The sequence below is a fragment of the Halorientalis sp. genome (assembly GCF_028275115.1).
GTDB lineage: Archaea > Halobacteriota > Halobacteria > Halobacteriales > Haloarculaceae > Halorientalis.
In genome coordinates, this window is record NZ_JAQCNH010000083.1 from 72,184 (window position 1) to 90,681 (window position 18,498).

The following is an 18,498-nucleotide window of genomic DNA, read 5'->3' on the forward strand; positions in this document are numbered from 1 at the left end:
GCGCGAGACGACCCGGGCTGACCGGCCACGGACTGATACCTGCGGAGGCTAATTCACACGCATGGCGAACTCAGACACGGTCCTCGTGGTCGGCGGTGGTGTGACGGGTGCCGGCGTCGCGCGCGACCTCTCGCTTCGCGGCGTCGATGTGGTCCTGGCGGAACGGGACGGTCTGTCGAGCGGCACGTCGAGTCGGTCACACGGTCTCCTCCACAGCGGGGCCCGCTACGCGGAGTCGGACCTGCGCGGTGCCGAGGAGTGCATCCAGGAGAACCGCATCCTCAAATCGACTGCGGGTGCCTGTATTCGAGACACCGGCGGCCTCTTCGTCCAACTCGCCGCCGACGACCCGGCGTACTTCGAGCGAAAACGCGAGGCCTGTGCGGACGCCGCCATCGAGACGGAACTGCTCGATACCGATGCGGTCCGTGAGACCGTCCCCGAACTCAGTGCGACCGTCGAGCGCGCGTTGTGGGTCCCGGACGCGGTCGTCTTCCCGTCTCGACTCGTCGCGGCGAACGCGGCCGACGCGGCGGCCCACGGTGCGCGCATCCTCCCGCACTCGCCGTTAGAATCGCTTCGTGTCCGGAACGAGCAGGTCGTGTCGGCACAGCTGGGCGGGACCGCAGACGAGACAATCGAACCGGACTACGTCGTGAACGCGGCCGGCGCGTGGGCCGGCCAGGTAGCCGCCATGGCCGGACTCGAGGTCACGATGGCACCGTCACGCGGTGTGATGATTTCCGTCGCGTACGACCAGTGTGAGCCGGTGTTGAACAGGTGTCGTGTCCCCGACGATGGCGATATCGTCGTCCCACACGACGGCGAGGTCGTCCTCGGGACGACGAGCGTGCCGGCGTCGGACCCGGACGACTGCGAACGTGCCGACTGGGAGGTCGAGACCTGCATCGAGGAGTGCGCGGCCATGCTACCCCCGGTCGCCGACGCCGAGATCACGCGGACGTGGTGGGGTGTGCGACCGCTCTACGCGCCGGACGAAGCGGGGCAGGACCGGCGCGGCATCTCGCGGGGGTACAGTCTGCTCGACCACGCCATGGACGACGTCGAGAACGTGGCCAGCATCGTCGGCGGGAAACTGACCACCTATCGCCGGATGGCGGCGGCGACCGCCGACCTCGTCTGTGACCGACTCGGCGTCGCCGCAGACTGCGTGACTGCCGACCGGTCACTCCCCGGCCACGACGACCCGGCCCGACTGGACGAGTACGTCGCCCGGTTCGACAGCCGGGGCCCGACGGACACCGACATCGTGAGCTGAGAGACCGCGCCGACGGGTGTCGGCGTCCACTCACAGCGTGCCGACGGTGTCCAGTCTGAGCGGCCGCCCTATACGACCGACAGCGTGGGTCCGTCCGCTCGTGTGATGATGCCCGAACCCGACACCGTCCGTGACCGCCTCCAGAAACCGACGGTATAGATGGAGGGCCCACAGATAGGCAGTCGACGGTCTGCTTCCGAGCGAAACGGCTCGTTTCACGACCGAGTTCTACTCGTTCGCCAGTAGCTTTGAGCAGTTCGCGAACTGGTCCAGCGCGGCGTCAACTATTATTGACTGTAAGACATTACACTGCTATGGGTGTGCTGATCGCAGTCAGCGACGATACTCAGTTTGAGACCGTTCTAACCGTGGGAGTACAACTGGCCGTTGGGTTGAGTCAAGAGCTGTACGTAACCCACATAACGGCGACTGAGACTGCATCTGGCGACGAACAGGCGTTCCGCGATAACGTTCGGGAGTCGCTGTCGGATGTCGACGTCCCCGTCGAAGTCGACCTCGAGCATCTGAGTCGTGGTGGACTCCGCTCGGGAACAGCCGTCGGCAAGCAACTTCTCGAAATTGCAGAGGATACGAGTATCGACCATATCGTAATTGGGCACCGGTCGAAAAGCCGGTTGAGCACGGTTCGTGAAGGACACACTGGCTTCGTCGTCGCCCAAGAGGCAGCAGTCCCAGTGACAATCGTTCCCGACACAGTGGAGTCGTAGGCGATACGTTGCCCAGGACTCGGCCAGGACAGGTAGTCCCGGTATCGAGAACTGCCCAACCGGTATAACCGTGGCCGTCTGCGTTCGCTGCTGCACCGACTCTCCCCGTTCGACACGCGACTTTTATAAACCAATTTATATTTCACGGAGCCGAACGGTCGCATTTCGAGGGCTGCAATCCCGTTGTTTCAGTGGAAACGACGAACGCAGCAGGTCAACCGCCTCGGGGTCAAGCCCCGAGGCTTGTCAGTGGACTCCCGTTCTAACCGGGTAATTCGGCAGGCGTGTACTCGCCATTCACGTTCAATGTCCCTGACTTGAGGGCCAGTTGACTGTCAGCCCATCCATCGTGAGACTTCTGCCCGCGATGGATATACCCGCAATACCTGTTGGCGATGTTCTTCGCCGCGTTGTAATCCGCGTTCGCCTTGTATTCGCAGTCCTGACACTTGTACTGCTTGTCGTCACGGTTGCCCTTGTGAGTAAAACCACAGTACGAGCACCGTTGACTCGTGTACGCCGGGTTCACGAAGTCCACGAACAACCCTGTAGACTCGACTTTGTACTCAACAAGTTCCACGAACTTCGCATACGCCCACTGCTGGAACTTCGAGCCGTTGGCAATGTTCTCACGGATATCGTCAAGATTCTCGAAAATAATACCGCCAACATCCGCGTTGTGGGCCTCCGTGATGAGGGCGTTCGCTCGGTTGTGGAGCCAGTCCAACGACCAGTCTGAGAAGCGACTGCCGATGGACTGAATCGTGAGGTGAGCCGACCGCGTACCCGTCTGTTGCAGTTTGGCGCGGCGTTGCTCGTACTGGTCGCGCTTGTGGGTGAGATAGTCCGCTGAACCGAGGAACTCACCCGTGGAGGTGACGGCGAACGCGCCAGTCACGTTCAAATCCACGCCGAGAACCACTCCGCTCTCGCTGGATTCGTCATCGTAACTGGCTTTTTGACGTTCTGTCCCGTCAACCTCGTAGTCTGGGTTTTTCAGGGTGACGTGCAGGTAGAACGTGTCGTCCTGCTCGTCGTACTGGAGTGTGGCGTTAGAAGCATCCCAGTCGTCGCTCTCGTAGTACCTGCTGAACGGTGTGTCTTCGCGGTCGTCTTCGGTCGGAAGGACGTATTCGACGGTGACTCTACCGTTCGGCGTGGAGAGCGTTGCGTGGTCGTCGTTGAACGTCGCGCTCCGCTTGTCGTACACGACGCTCCACGAGTCGAACTCAGGTTGACTGGTCTTCTCGCCCTGTTTCAGCTTCTCGACCCCGCTCGTGACGGCTTCGATAGCGCGTCGGATGCCTTTTTGAACGAGGTTGGCGGTGAGGTCGGTTTCCTCACGTAACTCGCCGTAGAGGGCGTCTTCGGCCCTGCTCTTGCTGGTGACGCAGTAATCGTCGTAGCACCATGCCCAGCCGCTGGTGCGATTGGCGCAGTAGAGGAATTGGGTTTTGGTTTGATGGAGGTCGGCACGACGCTGTTCTGGTACGTTGAGTTTGATTGGCACGGTGCGTCGTGTCGCGTCGTCCATCTGTGGTTCATATCGATATTTTTGCCTAATAACAATTTAGGTGTGGGGTGGGGAGTCGGCCTTGCTGTTGGGCGTTGTTTGTGTCAGTGAGTGTCGGCTTCCTCCACGGGGTCAAGCCCCGTGGCATCCGCCTCGACAGCCTGTGAATCGCAGACTCGTTAGACGTCTCACATCCAGAACACGGTGTGCGACCGCTGTTCGGTTGCAGTGCCGTCGGGAACCGATTCGTGTCGGTAACCGAAGCCGTGGGTGGTGAAGCGTCCTCGGACGCACGTATGCCGTCCGTGGTCCATCTCCCGGGACTCGCTGCAGTCGTCGACGAGCTCTGCGCAGCGACACGTTCCGGAGTCCTTCGCACTCGATGGCCCCTGACAAAATTCCGGACCACCGCTGGGCAGCGTTTATGTACGTCGTAAATATAACAATTAATCATGGGTCATATTATCGGCACGGTCTCTGAAGTAATGTCGACCCCCGTAATAACGGCTCCTCCTGCCCGGACGCTCACCGCCGTAACTGAACAGTTACTCGAGGAGGGTGTCGGTTCGGTCGTCCTCGCCACGGAGACGCCAGACGGTATCGTCACCAAAACTGACCTCCTGGCGGGATACTCGACGTACGACGCCCCAGCCGAGCAACCTGTTTCAGCCGTGGCGTCGACGCCCGTGGTGACGATCCATCCGGACCAACCACTGTCCACCGCTGCCCGCAGACTCGATGAGCGCAAAATTAAGCATCTGGTGGTCGTCGACCAGGAAATCGAGGGGGTAGTTACGACGACCGATATCCTGAATCAACTCGGATCGACGACGACGGGGCTAATCAACGAGGTGGCCGCCAGCGACGAGTGACTGGACGCTGGAGTCAACCACGACACGAACTCGACTCCCGATGTCCACCTGTTCGGACGCCATAGCGCCGACCGGCCGCTGCGTTTCTGCACGGATTCCGTGAGTGACACGATCTCTCGAACGCGGTGTTCCTCGCCGGTCAACTCGGCTACCGGACCGCCGTTACCTGAGTAGGACCGAACTGTCGGCTCAACTATACCGATTAATTGGAACCCTATCGAAAAGTGGTCTACACGCTCTCTGTCCGCTTCGACCGGTTTTTGATAATACTGGTTTTGACATTTTCCAGACCGACGCAGGTGTGCCGGCCGTCTCTTCAAGCGTCGCCTGAGTCAAATCGGCCGACGTTCACCGCTATACAAACCCCTGAGGCGTAATCGGCGGTTCAACGGACTCGAAGATTTATAGCTATGGGGTGTGTTTACAGTAGCCATGGAAGACGAAACGAACGGACTCATACACCTATACCACGGGCCTGGAAAAGGAAAAACAACGGCAGCGGTCGGCCTGTGTGTTCGTGCGCTGGGTCACGGACAGACGGTCACCCTCCTCCAGTTTATGAAGGGCACCGGCAACGAGGTCAACCAGTATGGAGAGGTGCAGTTGCTCATGTCGCTCGACGACGCTGTCGTCAAACAGTTTCCGACGGGGCACGCTCAGTCGGCGGACGCCCTCTCCGACGCGGAACAGGAGGGGTTGAACTCTGCGCTGGATATCGCCACCGAAACGCTCGGTGACGGACAGAGTGATCTGGTCGTCCTCGATGAAATACTGACGTTGCACTCAATCGGGGTCATCGACGAACAGCGACTCCTCGCGGTGCTTCAGAGCAAGGCCGACTCGGTTGAACTGGTCATCACGGGCCGCGAGGCGCCGACAGGGGTAATAGATATGGCCGACTACGTGAGCTACATTGGGTCGGTGAAACATCCATTTCAACGTGGAATCAGCGCTCGGGTCGGTATCGAGTACTGACCGACAGCCGCAGTTTCCGGACACGTAGGACGCGTAACCCGTGAACCGCCACGGGGCCGAGCCCCGAGGCACGCGGCCTGCTCAGTGTGTAACCTGAGAACCGTCGTTGAGCGATACACTGTTACCCAACAGCCACACAGTACCGGTAATGATGTCCGTCTCGTTGTTCTGCACCGTCGAGTTCGACGGGACGAAAACGAGCCAACCACAGAGCATCATCGCGAGCGCATTCAGGAATGCAATGGTCGAAGCGGACCTGCAGTACCAGTCGCTTTCCGTCGAGAAAGAGGATATGCTGAACGAGTACACCGAGACAGTGCCAACACGAGCAACGGTGACGTTGACCGCCGAAGCAATCGATGTGGATGCTGTCGCGGACTTTCGACCGTGGATCGAGCGACAGATGAATCATCAAGTGGGAGATTCCGTGTACGGAGTCACGATTACAGCGCTTTCCTGACCAAGAGCAGTAAGTAGTGTCTGGTATTATTTCCGATACTCCATCCAAAACCGGAGGAGCGCGCGGTCCTAGCGAGCAGCGGTATGGACGCCGACAGCTCCCGCGTCGACATCACCTGGCAAACTCACCGCAGGCTCGGCAGTTCGCTTTCTCCGAACTCGACTTCGCGATCCGGGTGTACAGGCCGCTCGATGTGCCACGAGATTCTACTCCTTGGCCGGGTCGCAGCCGAGTTGCTGTCCACAGTCCGGGCAGACGTAGACGACGTTAAATACCGACTCCGTACTCCGTATCGACTCGGCGTCACAGTCAGCACAGGTGACTTCCATGCGTTCTCGATTCGACAGAGGGTATGAGAGGGATTAAGACTGTTGTAATTTTGACCGCCTCCCACGGCTGAGGCCGTAGGCTTTCGCCTCGCCACCGCTGCACCACGCTGTTGGAGCGTTCTGTACGCAGCACAGCGCCTGTATCAGTTGCTGCGGACTCCAACAGAGCCGGATGGCCTGTCGCTGACCGGTTCGCTTCCGCGCTTTCTACCTGACCCACGTTCGGGGACGACTGATAATCCCACGAACCCACAACGGGAGCGAGCCACAAGTCACCTAACAGTTCACAGAGCAGGGTCTCCTCCTCTAATTGCTCGGTAGAAGATGCACGCATACTGTGACCAGCGACACCTCACTGAACGGTTATAAGCTGAACAGGCGCAATACCACGGCCTTCAGGCCGTGGATACGCGCCGTCACTCAGTGGCCCATTCCACCGACGCTGGCAGGGCTGGATATTCCACGCCAAACACAGCCTTTAGTCAACTCTGTTTCATAACTGGTTATGAATACAGTACGATGCTGGAGACAACCCGCACCTACGTTGCACGCATCACGAACCACTCGCGGGTTCGTGACGACCTCGACCAGTGCGGGTTCTCCGCGTCGAAACTGTGGAACGTCGGTCGCTACTACATCCAAGAACGGTGGGACGATGACAGTGAGATACCCGACGAAGCCGAACTGAAATCAGAGTTGAAAGACCACGAACGCTATAGTGACCTCCATTCTCAGTCAAGTCAGCGAGTTCTCGAAGAGCTTGCTGAGGCGTTCACGGGCTGGTACAACTCCGACAATGGAAACAACCCACCGGGCTACCGGAAACGTGGTGACCGACACCCGCGCTCCACCGTGACGTGGAAGAAACGAGCCATCAAGCACGACGACAAGCACGGCCAACTCCGCCTCTCCAAAGGGTTCAACCTGAAAGAGTCACGGTCTGACTTCATCCTCGTAGAGTACGAAACCCGCCCCGATGTAGAAGTCGAGAACATCCAGCAGGTGCGTGCCGTCTGGAACGGCGACGAGTGGGAACTACACATCGTCTGCAAGAAAGAAATTCCAGTCGAAAACGCACCGGGTGACAATACAGCAGGCATCGACCTCGGTATCAGCAACTACCTCGCCATCGACTACGAAGACGGCGAGAGTGAACTGTATCCGGGGAACGTGCTGAAAGAGGACAAGCACTATTTCACCCGCGACGAGTACCAGACCGAAGGCGAGAACGGGCCGTCGAAACGTGCGCGGAAGGCTCGGCAGAAACTCTCCCGACGCAAAGACCACTTCCTCCACACGCTCTCGAAACACATCGTACAACAGTGTGTCGAAGAAGGCGTGGAGAAGATAGTGGTTGGCGACCTCAGTGACATCCGCGAGGATGAGAACGGTGACTCGCGGAACTGGGGTGCGTCGGGGAACGAGAAACTCCACGGATGGGAGTTTGACCGCTTCACTCGTCTGCTCGAATACAAGGCTGAGGAACACGGTATCCTCGTTGACCGTGTGGGCGAGGAGAACACGACCAAGACTTGTTCGTGTTGCGGGCAGATTCGTGACTCGAATCGTGTGGAGCGCGGTCTGTACGTTCGCTCGTCGTGCGAGAGGACGATGAACGCAGACGTGAATGGTGCGGTGAATATCCGACGAAAGATAACTCAGAGTCCCCCGACCGGGGATATGAGTAACGGCTGCTTGGCACAGCCTGGAGTGTTCCTGTTCGACCGCGAGAGCGGGTCGTTCAACACGAGAGAGCAGGGAGACTGCAAACTCTAATATCCCAACGTTCGGGATTCCTCCGTCTTCAGGCGGAGGAGGATGTCAATCGAGGTGCTGTGCAGGATACAGAGGCTGAATCAGCAGTTGACAGTAGTATGTCTCATATCGGTGGCGGACTGATCCAGGACAGCAGGCGAGCAGTTAGAACCCATCGCGTTGGGTTCATAACCTGCCGGAGTGAACGACATCGGCGTGTCGAGGAAGGACACCACAGTGGGTGCAACGACGGCCGTGACGAGCGAGCGGGCCCGCTGGGGGCTGCTGGCGGGCGCGACCCTCATGTCTGTGGGGCTCGGCGCCTACGAACTGGTCCCGGCGAGCGTGACGCCGCTCATTCGGTCGTCGTTGGGGGTCAGCGCCTCCGAGGCCGGCCTGCTCGTTGGTGTTACGTTCGGGACGGGAGTCCTCACGAGCACCCCGGTCGGGGTCGTGCTTGACCGGACGAACTCACGGCACGCCACCGTGGTGGCGGTCGGGCTCCTGCTCGTCGCCGGAGTGTGGGGTTGGCAGGCTGCGACCGCGGGCGCCTACTGGTCGCTTGTCGCCTCACGTGTCCTCGGTGGCGTCGCTTACATCGTCGTCTGGAACGCGGGCATCGATATCGTCGGGCGCTCGTTCGACCCTGCCAGACAGGGGACGGCCGTGGCGACGTTCACCGCAGGCGGGCCGGTTGGCTTCGCCATCGGGCAGGGCACCGGCCCCATCGTCGCCGAGCAGTTCGGATGGCCGGCGATCTTTCCCATCTTCACGGGCATCGCGTGCGCAGGAGTGATGATATTCTGGCCGACGAGTCGCGGCAGCGGACACGCCACCGGGACCCCGGTGCCGGCGCTGTCGGACCTCGGCCGCGTCGTCACGAACCGCCGCGTCTGGACGGTCGCCCTGCTCGGATTTCTCGGCTACGCGCTGTACCTGTTCGTCAACAGTTGGGCCCCGTCGTATCTCACCGAAGACCTGCAACTGTCGCTGGAGTTCAGTGGCGCACTCGTTGCCCTGTTTCCGGCCGTTGGCGTGCTCTCGCGAGTGACTGGTGGTATCCTCTCGGATAGTCTCTTCGGCGGCCGCCGCCGCCCGGTCGTCCTGCTCTCCTTCGTCGTGGCGACGCCCATCGTCGCGGGCTTCACCGCGATTCGGACGGTCCCCGTCGTCGTCGCGGCGCTGCTCGCCGCCGGATTCGCCATTCAACTGTGTCTCGGCCTCGTCTTCGCGTACGTCCGTGAGCTGGTTGAGCCAGCCGTCGCCGCGACGGCCGTCGCCTTCCTCACGAGCGTGGGCCTGGCGGGGGCGTTTATCGCACCCATCGCTGCCGGGCGGCTCATCGACGCCTCGAACTACGAGACTGCCTTTCTCGTCGCTGGCATCCTCGGAGTGCTCGGAGCCCTCCTGGCGTGGAACGCGCCGGAACCAGAGAAAACGTAGCCACGAACGCCATGCGGTGTGGTGACGAGGGCCGTCTGAACGGCGACTCTCTGATCGTCGATGAACCGACAGAGTGCTACGAGCGACAGGCCGGCCCGCTCTCGGGACGAACGTCCTCGACCGGTCTCTCGAAGCGGCGTGTGCGAATAGCCCGACCGGCGCACGGCCCGTGTTCGAGCCAGCGGTGTTTGCCCCTGCCGGTATAGAGGGTGCCGGTCCGTGCTGCTCGGTCCATCCAGTTCGGTGGTGGCCGATTCACGCGTGGGATTACGCACGCCAGTCAGAGTCCCGAACTAATCTGATATCTGACCCCGTGTTCGGCACGCACAGTCGTCCTGCCGGATGATTCGTGAGATAACGTAACCTGGACCAATCCGTTGGATGCAGTTTTTCGCAGTCCGGCACTTCTGTGTCGGGACTTTTCGAGAGGTCCCGCTGAGGGTCGAGAGACTTGCGGCCTCGCTGGCCGGCACGTGCCGACACGGGGCCGTCGCGAGAGAGATGGGGACGATGTCGCCGCCCTGCTCGATACCGGCCTTGTTCGTCGAGCCACAGATTGTGTCCTCTGCCGGGAAGCCCCGTGCCTGCTTCAGCTTCTGTGGTTTATCTGATTGCGGAATCCAGTCCCCATAGTCATGCTTCGGGGACACAGGGTAGAAAACGGTGACTGGCTTCCACAGCGCCGAGTGGCTCGTCAACGGCGCCGAGGCCGGACTGGTCGTCGTTCAGGAAAAACGGGCCTGCCACCCCGGCTGGACTCCTCGACACTGTGACGATTATCGGCGGCCGGTCGATGTCGCGCGTACTCGACCGCGAGGCGTGCGGGGACCGACCCGTCGTAGCCGACGAGAGGTGACGTCCCTCGGTTCCGTCACCGACGGGTGTGAATCCGGGCGCAGTCGGTCCCGTCAGCTTTGTGTCAGCGGCCCACCTATGTCACGTATGACAATCGACGCGCTAACCGGCGACGCGGTGCTCGCAGCGCTAGCACGGTGTGAGCGCCGTGCAGTCCCGACGGTGGCCCTCGCCACCGACCTCGACGCGCCGAAACCGTACCTCACCACACATCTTCAGCAGCTAGCCTGCCAGGGACTGGTAGGGTTCAACACCCACCGCGGCGTACGCCGTTGGCGACTGACCGCGGCCGGGCGAGCGGCGACCCGGGACGGCGACCGGTCAGGAGACTCGACGGGCCCGTTCGACGGGCAGTGACCCGCGCTCGGTCGGCGTACCGAGAGTCACTCCCGGCCAGGGCGTGGTATGCGCTGCTCGGGTGGTCGGCGTCCGTGTCGCGTTGGACGGCGTCTCGACACACGGCCTGCCGGCACCGTACCGAACCGCGGCACGGGTAGCGGAACTGTGGCCGGGCGCCGTCTCTCTCGGCCAGTAGCTTCCCGCAGACCGCCCCGGTGGCGTGGCCCCAGTCACAGTAGTTTCCTGAGGAACTCGACGACCGGACCCAGGCCCGGACTCGGACCCGGACCCTGACCCTGTCCCGGCGCGTCACAGCCCCGTCAGAGACGGCTGCGGGGCGCGCCTCGTCTCGCCGACCGAGACTGCGGAGCGATTGTCCCGGAAACGGGAGTGAATCGGTGTGTTCAGGTGGCTGGCGCCGGAGTATCGGACGATGGGCTACGACGGACTCCTGCTCGACCACGACGGGGTCATCGTGACGCTGGCCGACCGGGCCGCAATCGACCGCGCGGCCGGCGCCGCATTCGAGGACGCGGGGATCGACGACCCCGACCCGGCGGACGTGGACGCCATCAGCATCGGCGTCGACCCTGCCGACGTGCGCCAGTTGGGCCGGACCTACGACGTCGACCCGGCGACGCTGTGGCGCCACCGGGACGACCGGATCGAGACGCTGCTCCGGGCGGCGACCCGTGATGGGCGAAAACAACCGTACGAGGACGTGGACGCGCTCGCCGGAGTCGACCTGCCGCTCGGGGTCGTCAGCAACAATCAGACCCGGATCGTCGATGACGTACTCACCCACCACGGACTCGCGGCCCTGGTCGGGACGGTACGGGCACGGGACCCGACGCTCGCGAGCCTCGAACATACGAAGCCCGAACCGGACTACCTCACGGCCGCGATGGCCGACCTCGGAATCGACCGGCCGCTGTACGTCGGTGACAGCGAGAGCGACGTCGAAGCGGCTCGCCGAGCCGGTGTGGACGTGGCGTTCCTGCGACGCCACCACAACGCGGACCGTTCGCTGGCCGTCGAACCGACATACGACGTAGCGAGTCTCCACACAGTCGTCGAACGACTCTGCGAGGCGGACTGAGGTGACGGACGTTAGATGAGGGCCACCGCGGATGCGGGCGACAGCGTGACAGAGACACCCCGATGCAGAGGAGACGGGGCCCTCTGTCCAGGCAGTTTCCCGTTCGCGGTGCGCCATCGACTCGGTGCCAGTGGCCGGGTCTGGCCAGACGCCGACAGACTGCCAGTAACGACGGAGCGACGGCTTCGATTTCGGCTTCCGCCGCATTCTCGTTTGGCTCGAAGTGGGGAGTCGCTTGGGCGACTTCGTCGGTCAGCGTCCGTGCGAGGTCGGCACTGCTGTGCCGGTCACGGACTTCGATAGCTGGGCGCATCGTCGCAGGACTGCGATTCTTGTAGACGCCCGCTGCCGACCCGTAGTGCCACTGGACGGTGGCGACGATGTCGACCCCGAAGCCGACCTCCTCGCCGGCGTCGGTCAGCGCGTCACCGAGCCCCATAGGACCGTCAAACACAGCCAACTGGCCCGTGTCAGCTCTTCCCGCACAGCCCTCATGATGATTCAGCCCTTTCATAGAGTAATGACTGAGACATCGACGAGCGGGTGGTGGCGCTGAGCCTGTCGAGTCTCCGCGCGTGGTCACCGCCGGTCCTCGACGCCCGATACCGCGACGCCGGCCTGTTCGTCCTGCTGGCAGTTCTGTTCGGCGGGTCGTTCATCGCGATCAAGACCGGGCTCCGGGAGCTGCCGCCAGTACTCTTCGCGGGCCTTCGGTTCGACATCGCGGCCGTCCTGCTGGTCGGCTACGCCGCGCTGACACGGCCACGGTCGTCGTGGCTTCCCCGCACCCGCGGCGACTTCCTTGGTATCGGCGTCGCCGGACTGTTCCTGGTCACGCTGAACAACGGCCTGCTGTTCCTGGGCCAGGGGCCGACCACGCCGGCGATGGCGTCGGTGATGTACGGGCTGAACCCCGTGCTCGCGCCCGTGTTCGCGTGGTGGCTGCTCGGTGACCGCCTCTCCTGGGTGGGTGCACTCGGCATCGGCGTCGCGCTGGCCGGTGTCGTCGTCATGGTCCAACCCTCGCCGTCGACGCTCACGAGCGCGAACAGTATCGGGCAGTTGCTCGTTCTCGGGGCCGCCAGCGCGGTGGCGCTTGGCTCCGTCCTCCTCCAGCGGGTCGGTCCCCGGATGGACAGCCTCCCGTTGACCGCGTGGGCGATGGGGCTGGGTGCGGTCTTGCTCCACGGCGTCAGTCTCGCAGCCGGCGAGCCGGCCGGCAGCGTAACGCGGATGGGGACGGCGACGGTCCTCAGCCTGCTGGTCGTCGCCATCCCGTCGACCGCCGTGGCATACGCCATCTACTTCGGTCTCATCGGTCGGGTCGGGCCGGTCCGGACGAACCTCGTGGCGTACGTGGTCCCCGTCGTCGCGGCCCTGTTCGGCTGGCTCCTGCTGGCGTCGGGGGTCACGGTCTGGACGGTCGTCGGCTTCCTCGTGGTCGTCACCGGCTTCGCACTGGTCGAGCGAGCGACTCTCCGGGCGGAAGTCGTCCGGTTCAGGCGGCGTCTTTGGGACGATAACCTGCCGTCGAGTCCGCCCTCGCGTGACGACTGAGACGGCAGCACACGGACACTCTGGACGGGGCGGGCGCACCTGCGAGACGATGACAGACCGGAGTCGTTCGTGTCGCGGGTCGTCAGTACGGTAGCGACCGATACTGTTCGCACGGCCGACGTGAGCTTTTTTACACCGGTGGCCGGTTTCAGGTTGGCAAACGAACGCGAGGGTGTCGGCCGATCGTCTGCCGGGGACGTGACGTGGTATCCCGGCGAGCCGCGGCACGCGGTCAGCCGAGGAACTGTCGCTGGCGGGCACCCCGGCGGATAGCCGTCCTGAGCGCGTCGTCGTCGTCCTGTTGGAAGGCGTCGATGGCCGTGTCGGTCGCCGCCCGGTGTGTCTCCTCCGGGTCGACGTCGACCATATCGGCGGCCGTCTCGAGCGCGTCCTGGGACAGGTCGAGTACGTCGGTACACCGCGGGTTGTAGTATTGGGCGGCGTCACGGAGGTTCTGGAAGAACGCGGGGAACACGTCGCGGACGAACGCACGGTCCTCGTCGGTGAGCGCGTGGCATCCGAGGAGCGTCGGCGGGCAGCCGACGCTGTACAGCGCCGCGGTGTAGCCGATGGCCCGCGGGAGAGCGTTCTCGCCGACCTCGCGGGAGTAGCCGAACAGGCCGATGTGGAGCTTGCGCGCCCGCCGGTCAGGCACCGCACTCGACAGCCGGTTGACCGTCGAGGCGATCGCGTCCACCTGGTCGGCGTATGCGGTTGCCGTCCGGTCGACGATGTCGAGCGCCCGTTCCTCGTCGAACGCCGGCGGGGCCGCCCCCAGTTCGGCCTGTTTGAGCGTTTCGATGCCCTCGCGGACGGTCTCGATGGGGTAGTCGTACTTGAACGCCGACTGGACGGTGAACGTCTCGACCTCGGGATAGGCCTCGGTGACCGCCGCGGCCCGTTCGGGCGTCAGGTTGCCCCTGAACGGTGCGGACCCGGCACCGAGCATCGGGTGGATGTCGATGTCGCGGTCGTCGGCCATCCGGTAGAGCCGCCGGAGGCTCACTTTGTTGATGAGGTCGGCGGCGAGCGAGCCGTAGTTCAACGCGGGGTCCGACCGGGCGAGGAAGACGCGCACGTCGTTGAGTCCCTGCGCGGTCGCGTAGTCGCCGACGATGTCGTCGGCCTGGAGCAACGCGTCGCGCTGTTCGATCAGCGGGATGACGCCGACGGTCGTCGGCCGGAACTCGCCGACCCAGTCCTCGACGGTCCGGTCGCCCCAGACCGTCTCCGCGCCCTTGCCGGCGACGAACGACCGGTAGTACTCGTGGACGGCGTTGAGCTGGTCGGCGTCGGTGACCATCGGAATGATGACCTCGAAGATGGGTGGGACCGTCTCGATGTCGCGGTCCTCGGCGAACAGCTTCGCGGCGTCGAACGACCGCGGGATGCTCTCCAAGATTTCGAGCAGTATCTTCGCCTCTGAGACCTCAAGGTCGGGGTTCGGCCCCCGGATGGTCAGCCGGAAGTCCTCGCCGAGTCGCGTGTCCGTGAAGAAATCGTCGTACCGCGAGAGGAGCTTCTTGACCGCGTACTCGTCGCCCTCCTTGCCCTCGAAGTCCCACATCTGTTCGTCACAGCCGAGGTGGGAGGCGACGTAGTACCCCTCCTGAATCTCGTCTTCGCCCTCGATGACGTCCCCAGCGGTAAAGAATGGGAGTGTCGCGTTGTCCGGGTGTTGTGTGCTCAGCACCCGTGGGGTGTCGGTCATAGAGTCATATCGGCGTCGAGAAACTAAAACCCCGAGCCAAACGGGAGACAGGTGGCCAACCTGTGTTCGGTGTCTCGCCGACGGACCATCGGCCGTGTTCGTAACCGGGCCGCGATTCTCGCCGCCGCTACGATAGGTCGTTCATGCGTCCGTTCCGGTTTCCTGCCCTGCTGGCGAATCGCGACCGTGATGATGAACGGGAACCCACCGGCGAGGACGATACCATCGAGCGCGACACTGTTGCCGGTGGGTGCGAAATCATACTAAGAACCGATGACTGCCGTCGTTGCCGTCTGGTCTGCAGTGGGAATGCCGAGGCGGTGGACGCCAGGAGATACAGACCGCTCAGCAGCGTTCCTCGTCAGGTGCTCGGTTGCCGACTCGACTGCCCGGGGGGAGGGTCGGACCGGCACTGGCTTCCACCAGTCGGCACCAGGCACCAAACCCAATTAGGTCTGCGGACCTAGGATGTGGAAAATGAGCAGTTACAGCCCGCCAGACGACGAGGAAACCTCCGGTAGCGAGGCCACCGACGGCAGGGACGTCGGTACTCAGCGGAGCTTCGAAGCGGTGGCGGGGCTCAGCCGAGTGGAGAAAGCTATCGGTATCCTCGCGGTTGCGATAGCCGGTGGTGTCGTCGCCGCCCTCGCATTCGGCCAACTCGTCCCGGACTCCGCGCTCGCCGAACAGGTCGCCCGGGCGCTCCGGCGAGCTGGCATCGACGCCGGGGGAGTCCTCTCGGAACTCGGACGCGCTATCGACTCACTCCTCACATAATCGTCCCGGCCTGCCGGACCGACCGCAGAGGGAGTACGCGGACCGAAACGCCCGGACAGTAGCGCTCACACCGAGTAGCGACCGGGGTGAGTCACGCTCAGCGTGGCTGTTGTGTACTGAAAACGTGCCCATCGAAGCGGCTATACGTTCAGTCACCACAAAAAAAGGAAAATGAACCGACGGAAACTCCTCGCGACGGGTTGGTTGCTGGTAAGCAGTGGCTGTCTATCAGGCCCGGAGCAGGACTCCGAATTCGTAATCGTCAACGAACGCGACAGCGAATTAGAAGTGTCTATTCGGCTCAAAGACGGGGAAAGCGCATTCGCCGTGGAAGGATTCGTGCTTGACGGCGGCGAAACGAATCGGTTCACTGCGGGGGTACGCGGTGCCAATGTGGCAGGAGACATGGCCATCGCCGCGAAGATTCTCAGTCCGCAGGAGGCGACCTACGAGCGAGAGGAGATTCCCACAACTGCCTCGGAGTACGAAATCAGCATCCAGCCAGACAGTCTCGACATAGCGTGGGCCGGGAACTGAGTCGGACGACCCCTGCTTCCGGGTGAGTGACGCGCTGAGTGCCCGCCTCGAACCCGGCAAACATCGAATCGACCTACCCGGCTGCTCTCAGTCGGATAACGTCAGATGCAGAGGGAAAATTCAACACCGCGAGTTGCGTCCACTCTTTGCTGTGGCCCCGAGTCCTGTGCGCCGTGTCTCCGCGAACCGACCGATACCGTCTGCCCGGGATTGAACGGTTCCGAGTCGTGACCCGCTCGGGAACAACGCACTGAAATCACGCGCGATTGGAACGGCGACGCTCGTTATCGAGCCGACAGTCGCTGTTGTCATGACGCTACCCCCCTGGTTTGCCATCCCGCCTGCAGAGGGGTGCCGATGGTCTTCGAGCCGTTAGCAGATTGGGCGAGAAGCCCCCACCCTCAAGCAGCGACCGGGGTGGGGATGAATCGCCCTGTGAGGGATGTGTATATTTAAGCTTCTACAGGTGGGCAATCGAGGGACGGCGCATGGATTACGCACTCAACTGTCGGTTGTTTCCTGACAGCCAGCAGCGGGAGCAACTGGACTGGGTGCGTGACACCGTGCGACAACTCCACAACCACAGTCTGCACCGCTACAACCGGATACCCGAAACCGAGGGCACTGTCGAACAGCGCGTCACACAGGTCAGAGACGAGATACCCGATCTGAAAGACTGGTGGACTGATCTGGCGAACATCTACTCGACAGTTCTTCAACAGGCTGTTGAGCAGATCGCCACCAACATCGAAATCACTTCGCTGGACAGTTCGAGCGGATGCCGGCGTGAGTTCAGCGGGGACGGGTGTCGGAGTCGGTGTTTCCGAGCACGAAACTGTGCCCTGGCCGCTTGCGGAATTGGCGGCAAAACGGGACGTGAGACCAACGAGTGAACGCCGGTGTCCGGACTGTGACGTCCAGATGGAGCGGACGAGCGTGACAGCCGACGGAGTCGGAACCCTCTACGTCGAGGTCGAGAGAGACGGCGGCGTACTCGACCGCCTCGGTGTGGGGCACCAAACACCGCTGCACGCGTTCCTCTGTCCGGAGTGTGGAATGGCTCAACTCTACGCCGACCAGTCCGAGTAGTCCGTCGAAATCGTCGGTGGCCTCCTACGCGATATGCACCTGCATCGAGCAGCGTCGTGTTCCCCGCTCTCGGTCCTGAGATGTCCAGACAACGGCCTGCCGTCCCCTGACCATCGGACGTCGAGTAACACTGACCCGAGTCAGCGACCGAGACGCGCCCTGTACCCGGCCGGGCGCAGCGACCGTCGACGCTCTCTGGTGGGAGGCACAGCGTCGGGCCTGGACAGATACTGCGCGGCCATCTTGATACAGCGAGAGAATCCCGCCGTTCACGACGGGCGTGAATCGCGTCCATTTCAGGAACCATTCACCACAGTGCTTCCACCCTGAAATTTATTTTCTTAAATATATAGGATAACATACACCGAGGCGGCTTGACCGCCCAATTAAACGGATACTATCGGATTCATGGGAATCTACATCCGAAGGAATCCACTCCGGGTCGCTGGATTCCCAGTCCGGTAACTCTGAATCCCACTATGGAATAGGAGTAACGGCGGTCTGGCCCCGCCAGGAGACCCGTTATGCCGACCGGTCTGCAAACCAGTAAATCTCCCACCGCCTGCGGTGCGGTTCGGGAAGCCTCGCCGTCGTCGACCTACGCCCGACTGCTTGAGGGGGCTTCGCTCCCTCTCCGTTTACGCCGAGGAGGAGGTCACTTCCCCCGACTGCGGTGAAACCGAGCCCACCCAGGCGTTTTCGCGACCGGTTCACGACGTGAAGTCGGCGTGTTACTCCGAACCGGAGCGGCTCTCTTCGGCGACTGGAATCTCGATTCCGCCAGTGGACGTCTCGTCCGCCCGCGTCGCTGCTCGACCGCCGTCGGTTACCGCTGGTTGTTCCCTGACACTCATCTGGACGCCATCGATGGCAGCACCGGTCAGATAGCCGATGGCACCGCCGAGCCCCGAACTGATGCCGGTCGAAACGGGTCCTGCCCGACTCCCGGCGGCCGCGCCCAATTTCGCACCGGACTCCGCAAACCGCCGCGCGTTCGCCAGTGATTTTTCGTCGGAATCCATATTTAGTTGCACCGAATACCAGTACGTGCTGCTGATACTTGTGCTGTATGCTGGATTCGCCGGGGTGTTCCGACCGTCGTGTCGGCCGAGATACCGTGTTCTGAATCCGGTGTACAAGCACAACCGCACCGCACTCGTCCGCGGTCATCCGGCCGTCT

At 62.6% G+C, this 18,498-nt stretch carries 18 protein-coding genes; 14 read left to right on the plus strand and 4 right to left on the minus strand.

Annotated elements, in window-relative coordinates; genetic code table 11:
- The first annotated feature begins 61 nt into the window (after positions 1-61).
- Together Q0964_RS11380 and Q0964_RS11385 are read left to right on the plus strand one after the other, a co-directional pair.
- Positions 62-1,279, plus strand: coding sequence for an FAD-dependent oxidoreductase (locus Q0964_RS11380; RefSeq protein WP_299267479.1), 1,218 nt, complete (start codon positions 62-64; stop codon positions 1,277-1,279).
- 314 nt (positions 1,280-1,593) lie between these two features.
- Entirely contained in the window at positions 1,594-2,007 is a 414-nt protein-coding gene (locus tag Q0964_RS11385) for a universal stress protein (protein WP_299267481.1), read from the plus strand.
- A gap of 262 nt (positions 2,008-2,269) precedes the next feature.
- Here Q0964_RS11385 and Q0964_RS11390 read toward each other — a convergent pair whose 3' ends face one another.
- Complete coding sequence (locus Q0964_RS11390; protein ID WP_299267483.1) at positions 2,270-3,541, minus strand: RNA-guided endonuclease InsQ/TnpB family protein; 1,272 nt, start codon at positions 3,539-3,541, stop codon at positions 2,270-2,272.
- 464 nt (positions 3,542-4,005) lie between these two features.
- Here Q0964_RS11390 and Q0964_RS11395 point away from each other — a divergent pair, with 464 nt between their 5' ends.
- The 3 genes from Q0964_RS11395 (at position 4,006) to Q0964_RS11405 (ending at position 5,827) form a co-directional block, all read left to right on the plus strand.
- The gene (locus Q0964_RS11395) at positions 4,006-4,392 is read left to right on the plus strand and encodes a CBS domain-containing protein (protein ID WP_299267485.1); all 387 of its coding nucleotides are present in this window, start codon (positions 4,006-4,008) and stop codon (positions 4,390-4,392) included.
- A gap of 432 nt (positions 4,393-4,824) precedes the next feature.
- On the plus strand, positions 4,825-5,367 hold the full coding sequence (locus tag Q0964_RS11400) for a cob(I)yrinic acid a,c-diamide adenosyltransferase (protein ID WP_299267487.1): 543 nt from the start codon (positions 4,825-4,827) through the stop codon (positions 5,365-5,367).
- 148 nt (positions 5,368-5,515) lie between these two features.
- Positions 5,516-5,827, plus strand: coding sequence for a hypothetical protein (locus Q0964_RS11405; RefSeq protein ID WP_299267489.1), 312 nt, complete (start codon positions 5,516-5,518; stop codon positions 5,825-5,827).
- Positions 5,828-6,033: 206 nt separating this feature from the next.
- Here the strand turns inward: Q0964_RS11405 and Q0964_RS11410 are convergent, their stop codons facing one another.
- A complete protein-coding gene (locus Q0964_RS11410) occupies positions 6,034-6,156 on the minus strand; it encodes a hypothetical protein (protein WP_281187071.1) in 123 nt (40 codons plus the stop codon).
- Between the two features lie 519 nt (positions 6,157-6,675).
- Between Q0964_RS11410 and Q0964_RS11415 the strand changes: the two genes are divergently transcribed.
- The 5 genes from Q0964_RS11415 to Q0964_RS11435 all read left to right on the plus strand — a co-directional run bounded on the left by Q0964_RS11415 (position 6,676) and on the right by Q0964_RS11435 (position 13,204).
- Entirely contained in the window at positions 6,676-7,932 is a 1,257-nt protein-coding gene (locus tag Q0964_RS11415) for an RNA-guided endonuclease InsQ/TnpB family protein (protein ID WP_299267499.1), read from the plus strand.
- 216 nt (positions 7,933-8,148) lie between these two features.
- On the plus strand, positions 8,149-9,354 hold the full coding sequence (locus Q0964_RS11420) for an MFS transporter (protein WP_299267501.1): 1,206 nt from the start codon (positions 8,149-8,151) through the stop codon (positions 9,352-9,354).
- 942 nt (positions 9,355-10,296) lie between these two features.
- On the plus strand, positions 10,297-10,566 hold the full coding sequence (locus Q0964_RS11425; protein WP_299267503.1) for a hypothetical protein: 270 nt from the start codon (positions 10,297-10,299) through the stop codon (positions 10,564-10,566).
- 382 nt (positions 10,567-10,948) lie between these two features.
- Positions 10,949-11,647 (plus strand): HAD family hydrolase, encoded by a 699-nt coding sequence (locus Q0964_RS11430; RefSeq protein WP_299267505.1) that lies wholly within the window; start codon positions 10,949-10,951, stop codon positions 11,645-11,647.
- Between the two features lie 546 nt (positions 11,648-12,193).
- Positions 12,194-13,204, plus strand: coding sequence for a DMT family transporter (locus Q0964_RS11435; protein WP_299267507.1), 1,011 nt, complete (start codon positions 12,194-12,196; stop codon positions 13,202-13,204).
- A gap of 232 nt (positions 13,205-13,436) precedes the next feature.
- Here the strand turns inward: Q0964_RS11435 and ppcA are convergent, their stop codons facing one another.
- Positions 13,437-14,915, minus strand: a complete 1,479-nt coding sequence (gene ppcA, locus Q0964_RS11440) for a phosphoenolpyruvate carboxylase (protein ID WP_299267509.1) — start codon at positions 14,913-14,915, stop codon at positions 13,437-13,439.
- A gap of 477 nt (positions 14,916-15,392) precedes the next feature.
- Here ppcA and Q0964_RS11445 point away from each other — a divergent pair, with 477 nt between their 5' ends.
- The 4 genes from Q0964_RS11445 to Q0964_RS11460 all read left to right on the plus strand — a co-directional run bounded on the left by Q0964_RS11445 (position 15,393) and on the right by Q0964_RS11460 (position 17,318).
- A complete protein-coding gene (locus Q0964_RS11445) occupies positions 15,393-15,692 on the plus strand; it encodes a hypothetical protein (protein WP_299267511.1) in 300 nt (99 codons plus the stop codon).
- A 171-nt stretch (positions 15,693-15,863) separates the two neighbouring features.
- Complete coding sequence (locus Q0964_RS11450) at positions 15,864-16,229, plus strand: hypothetical protein (protein WP_299267513.1); 366 nt, start codon at positions 15,864-15,866, stop codon at positions 16,227-16,229.
- Between the two features lie 488 nt (positions 16,230-16,717).
- Positions 16,718-17,122, plus strand: a complete 405-nt coding sequence (locus tag Q0964_RS11455; RefSeq protein WP_299267516.1) for a hypothetical protein — start codon at positions 16,718-16,720, stop codon at positions 17,120-17,122.
- 28 nt (positions 17,123-17,150) lie between these two features.
- Positions 17,151-17,318: a hypothetical protein gene (locus Q0964_RS11460; protein WP_299267519.1), complete on the plus strand. Its 168-nt coding sequence runs from the start codon at positions 17,151-17,153 to the stop codon at positions 17,316-17,318.
- Between the two features lie 731 nt (positions 17,319-18,049).
- On the opposite strand, the gene Q0964_RS11465 is transcribed toward Q0964_RS11460, so the two are convergent.
- Positions 18,050-18,340 carry a hypothetical protein gene (locus Q0964_RS11465; protein ID WP_299267522.1) on the minus strand — a complete coding sequence of 97 codons (291 nt, stop codon included), beginning with the start codon at positions 18,338-18,340 and terminating at the stop codon, positions 18,050-18,052.
- Between the last annotated feature and the right edge of the window lie 158 nt (positions 18,341-18,498).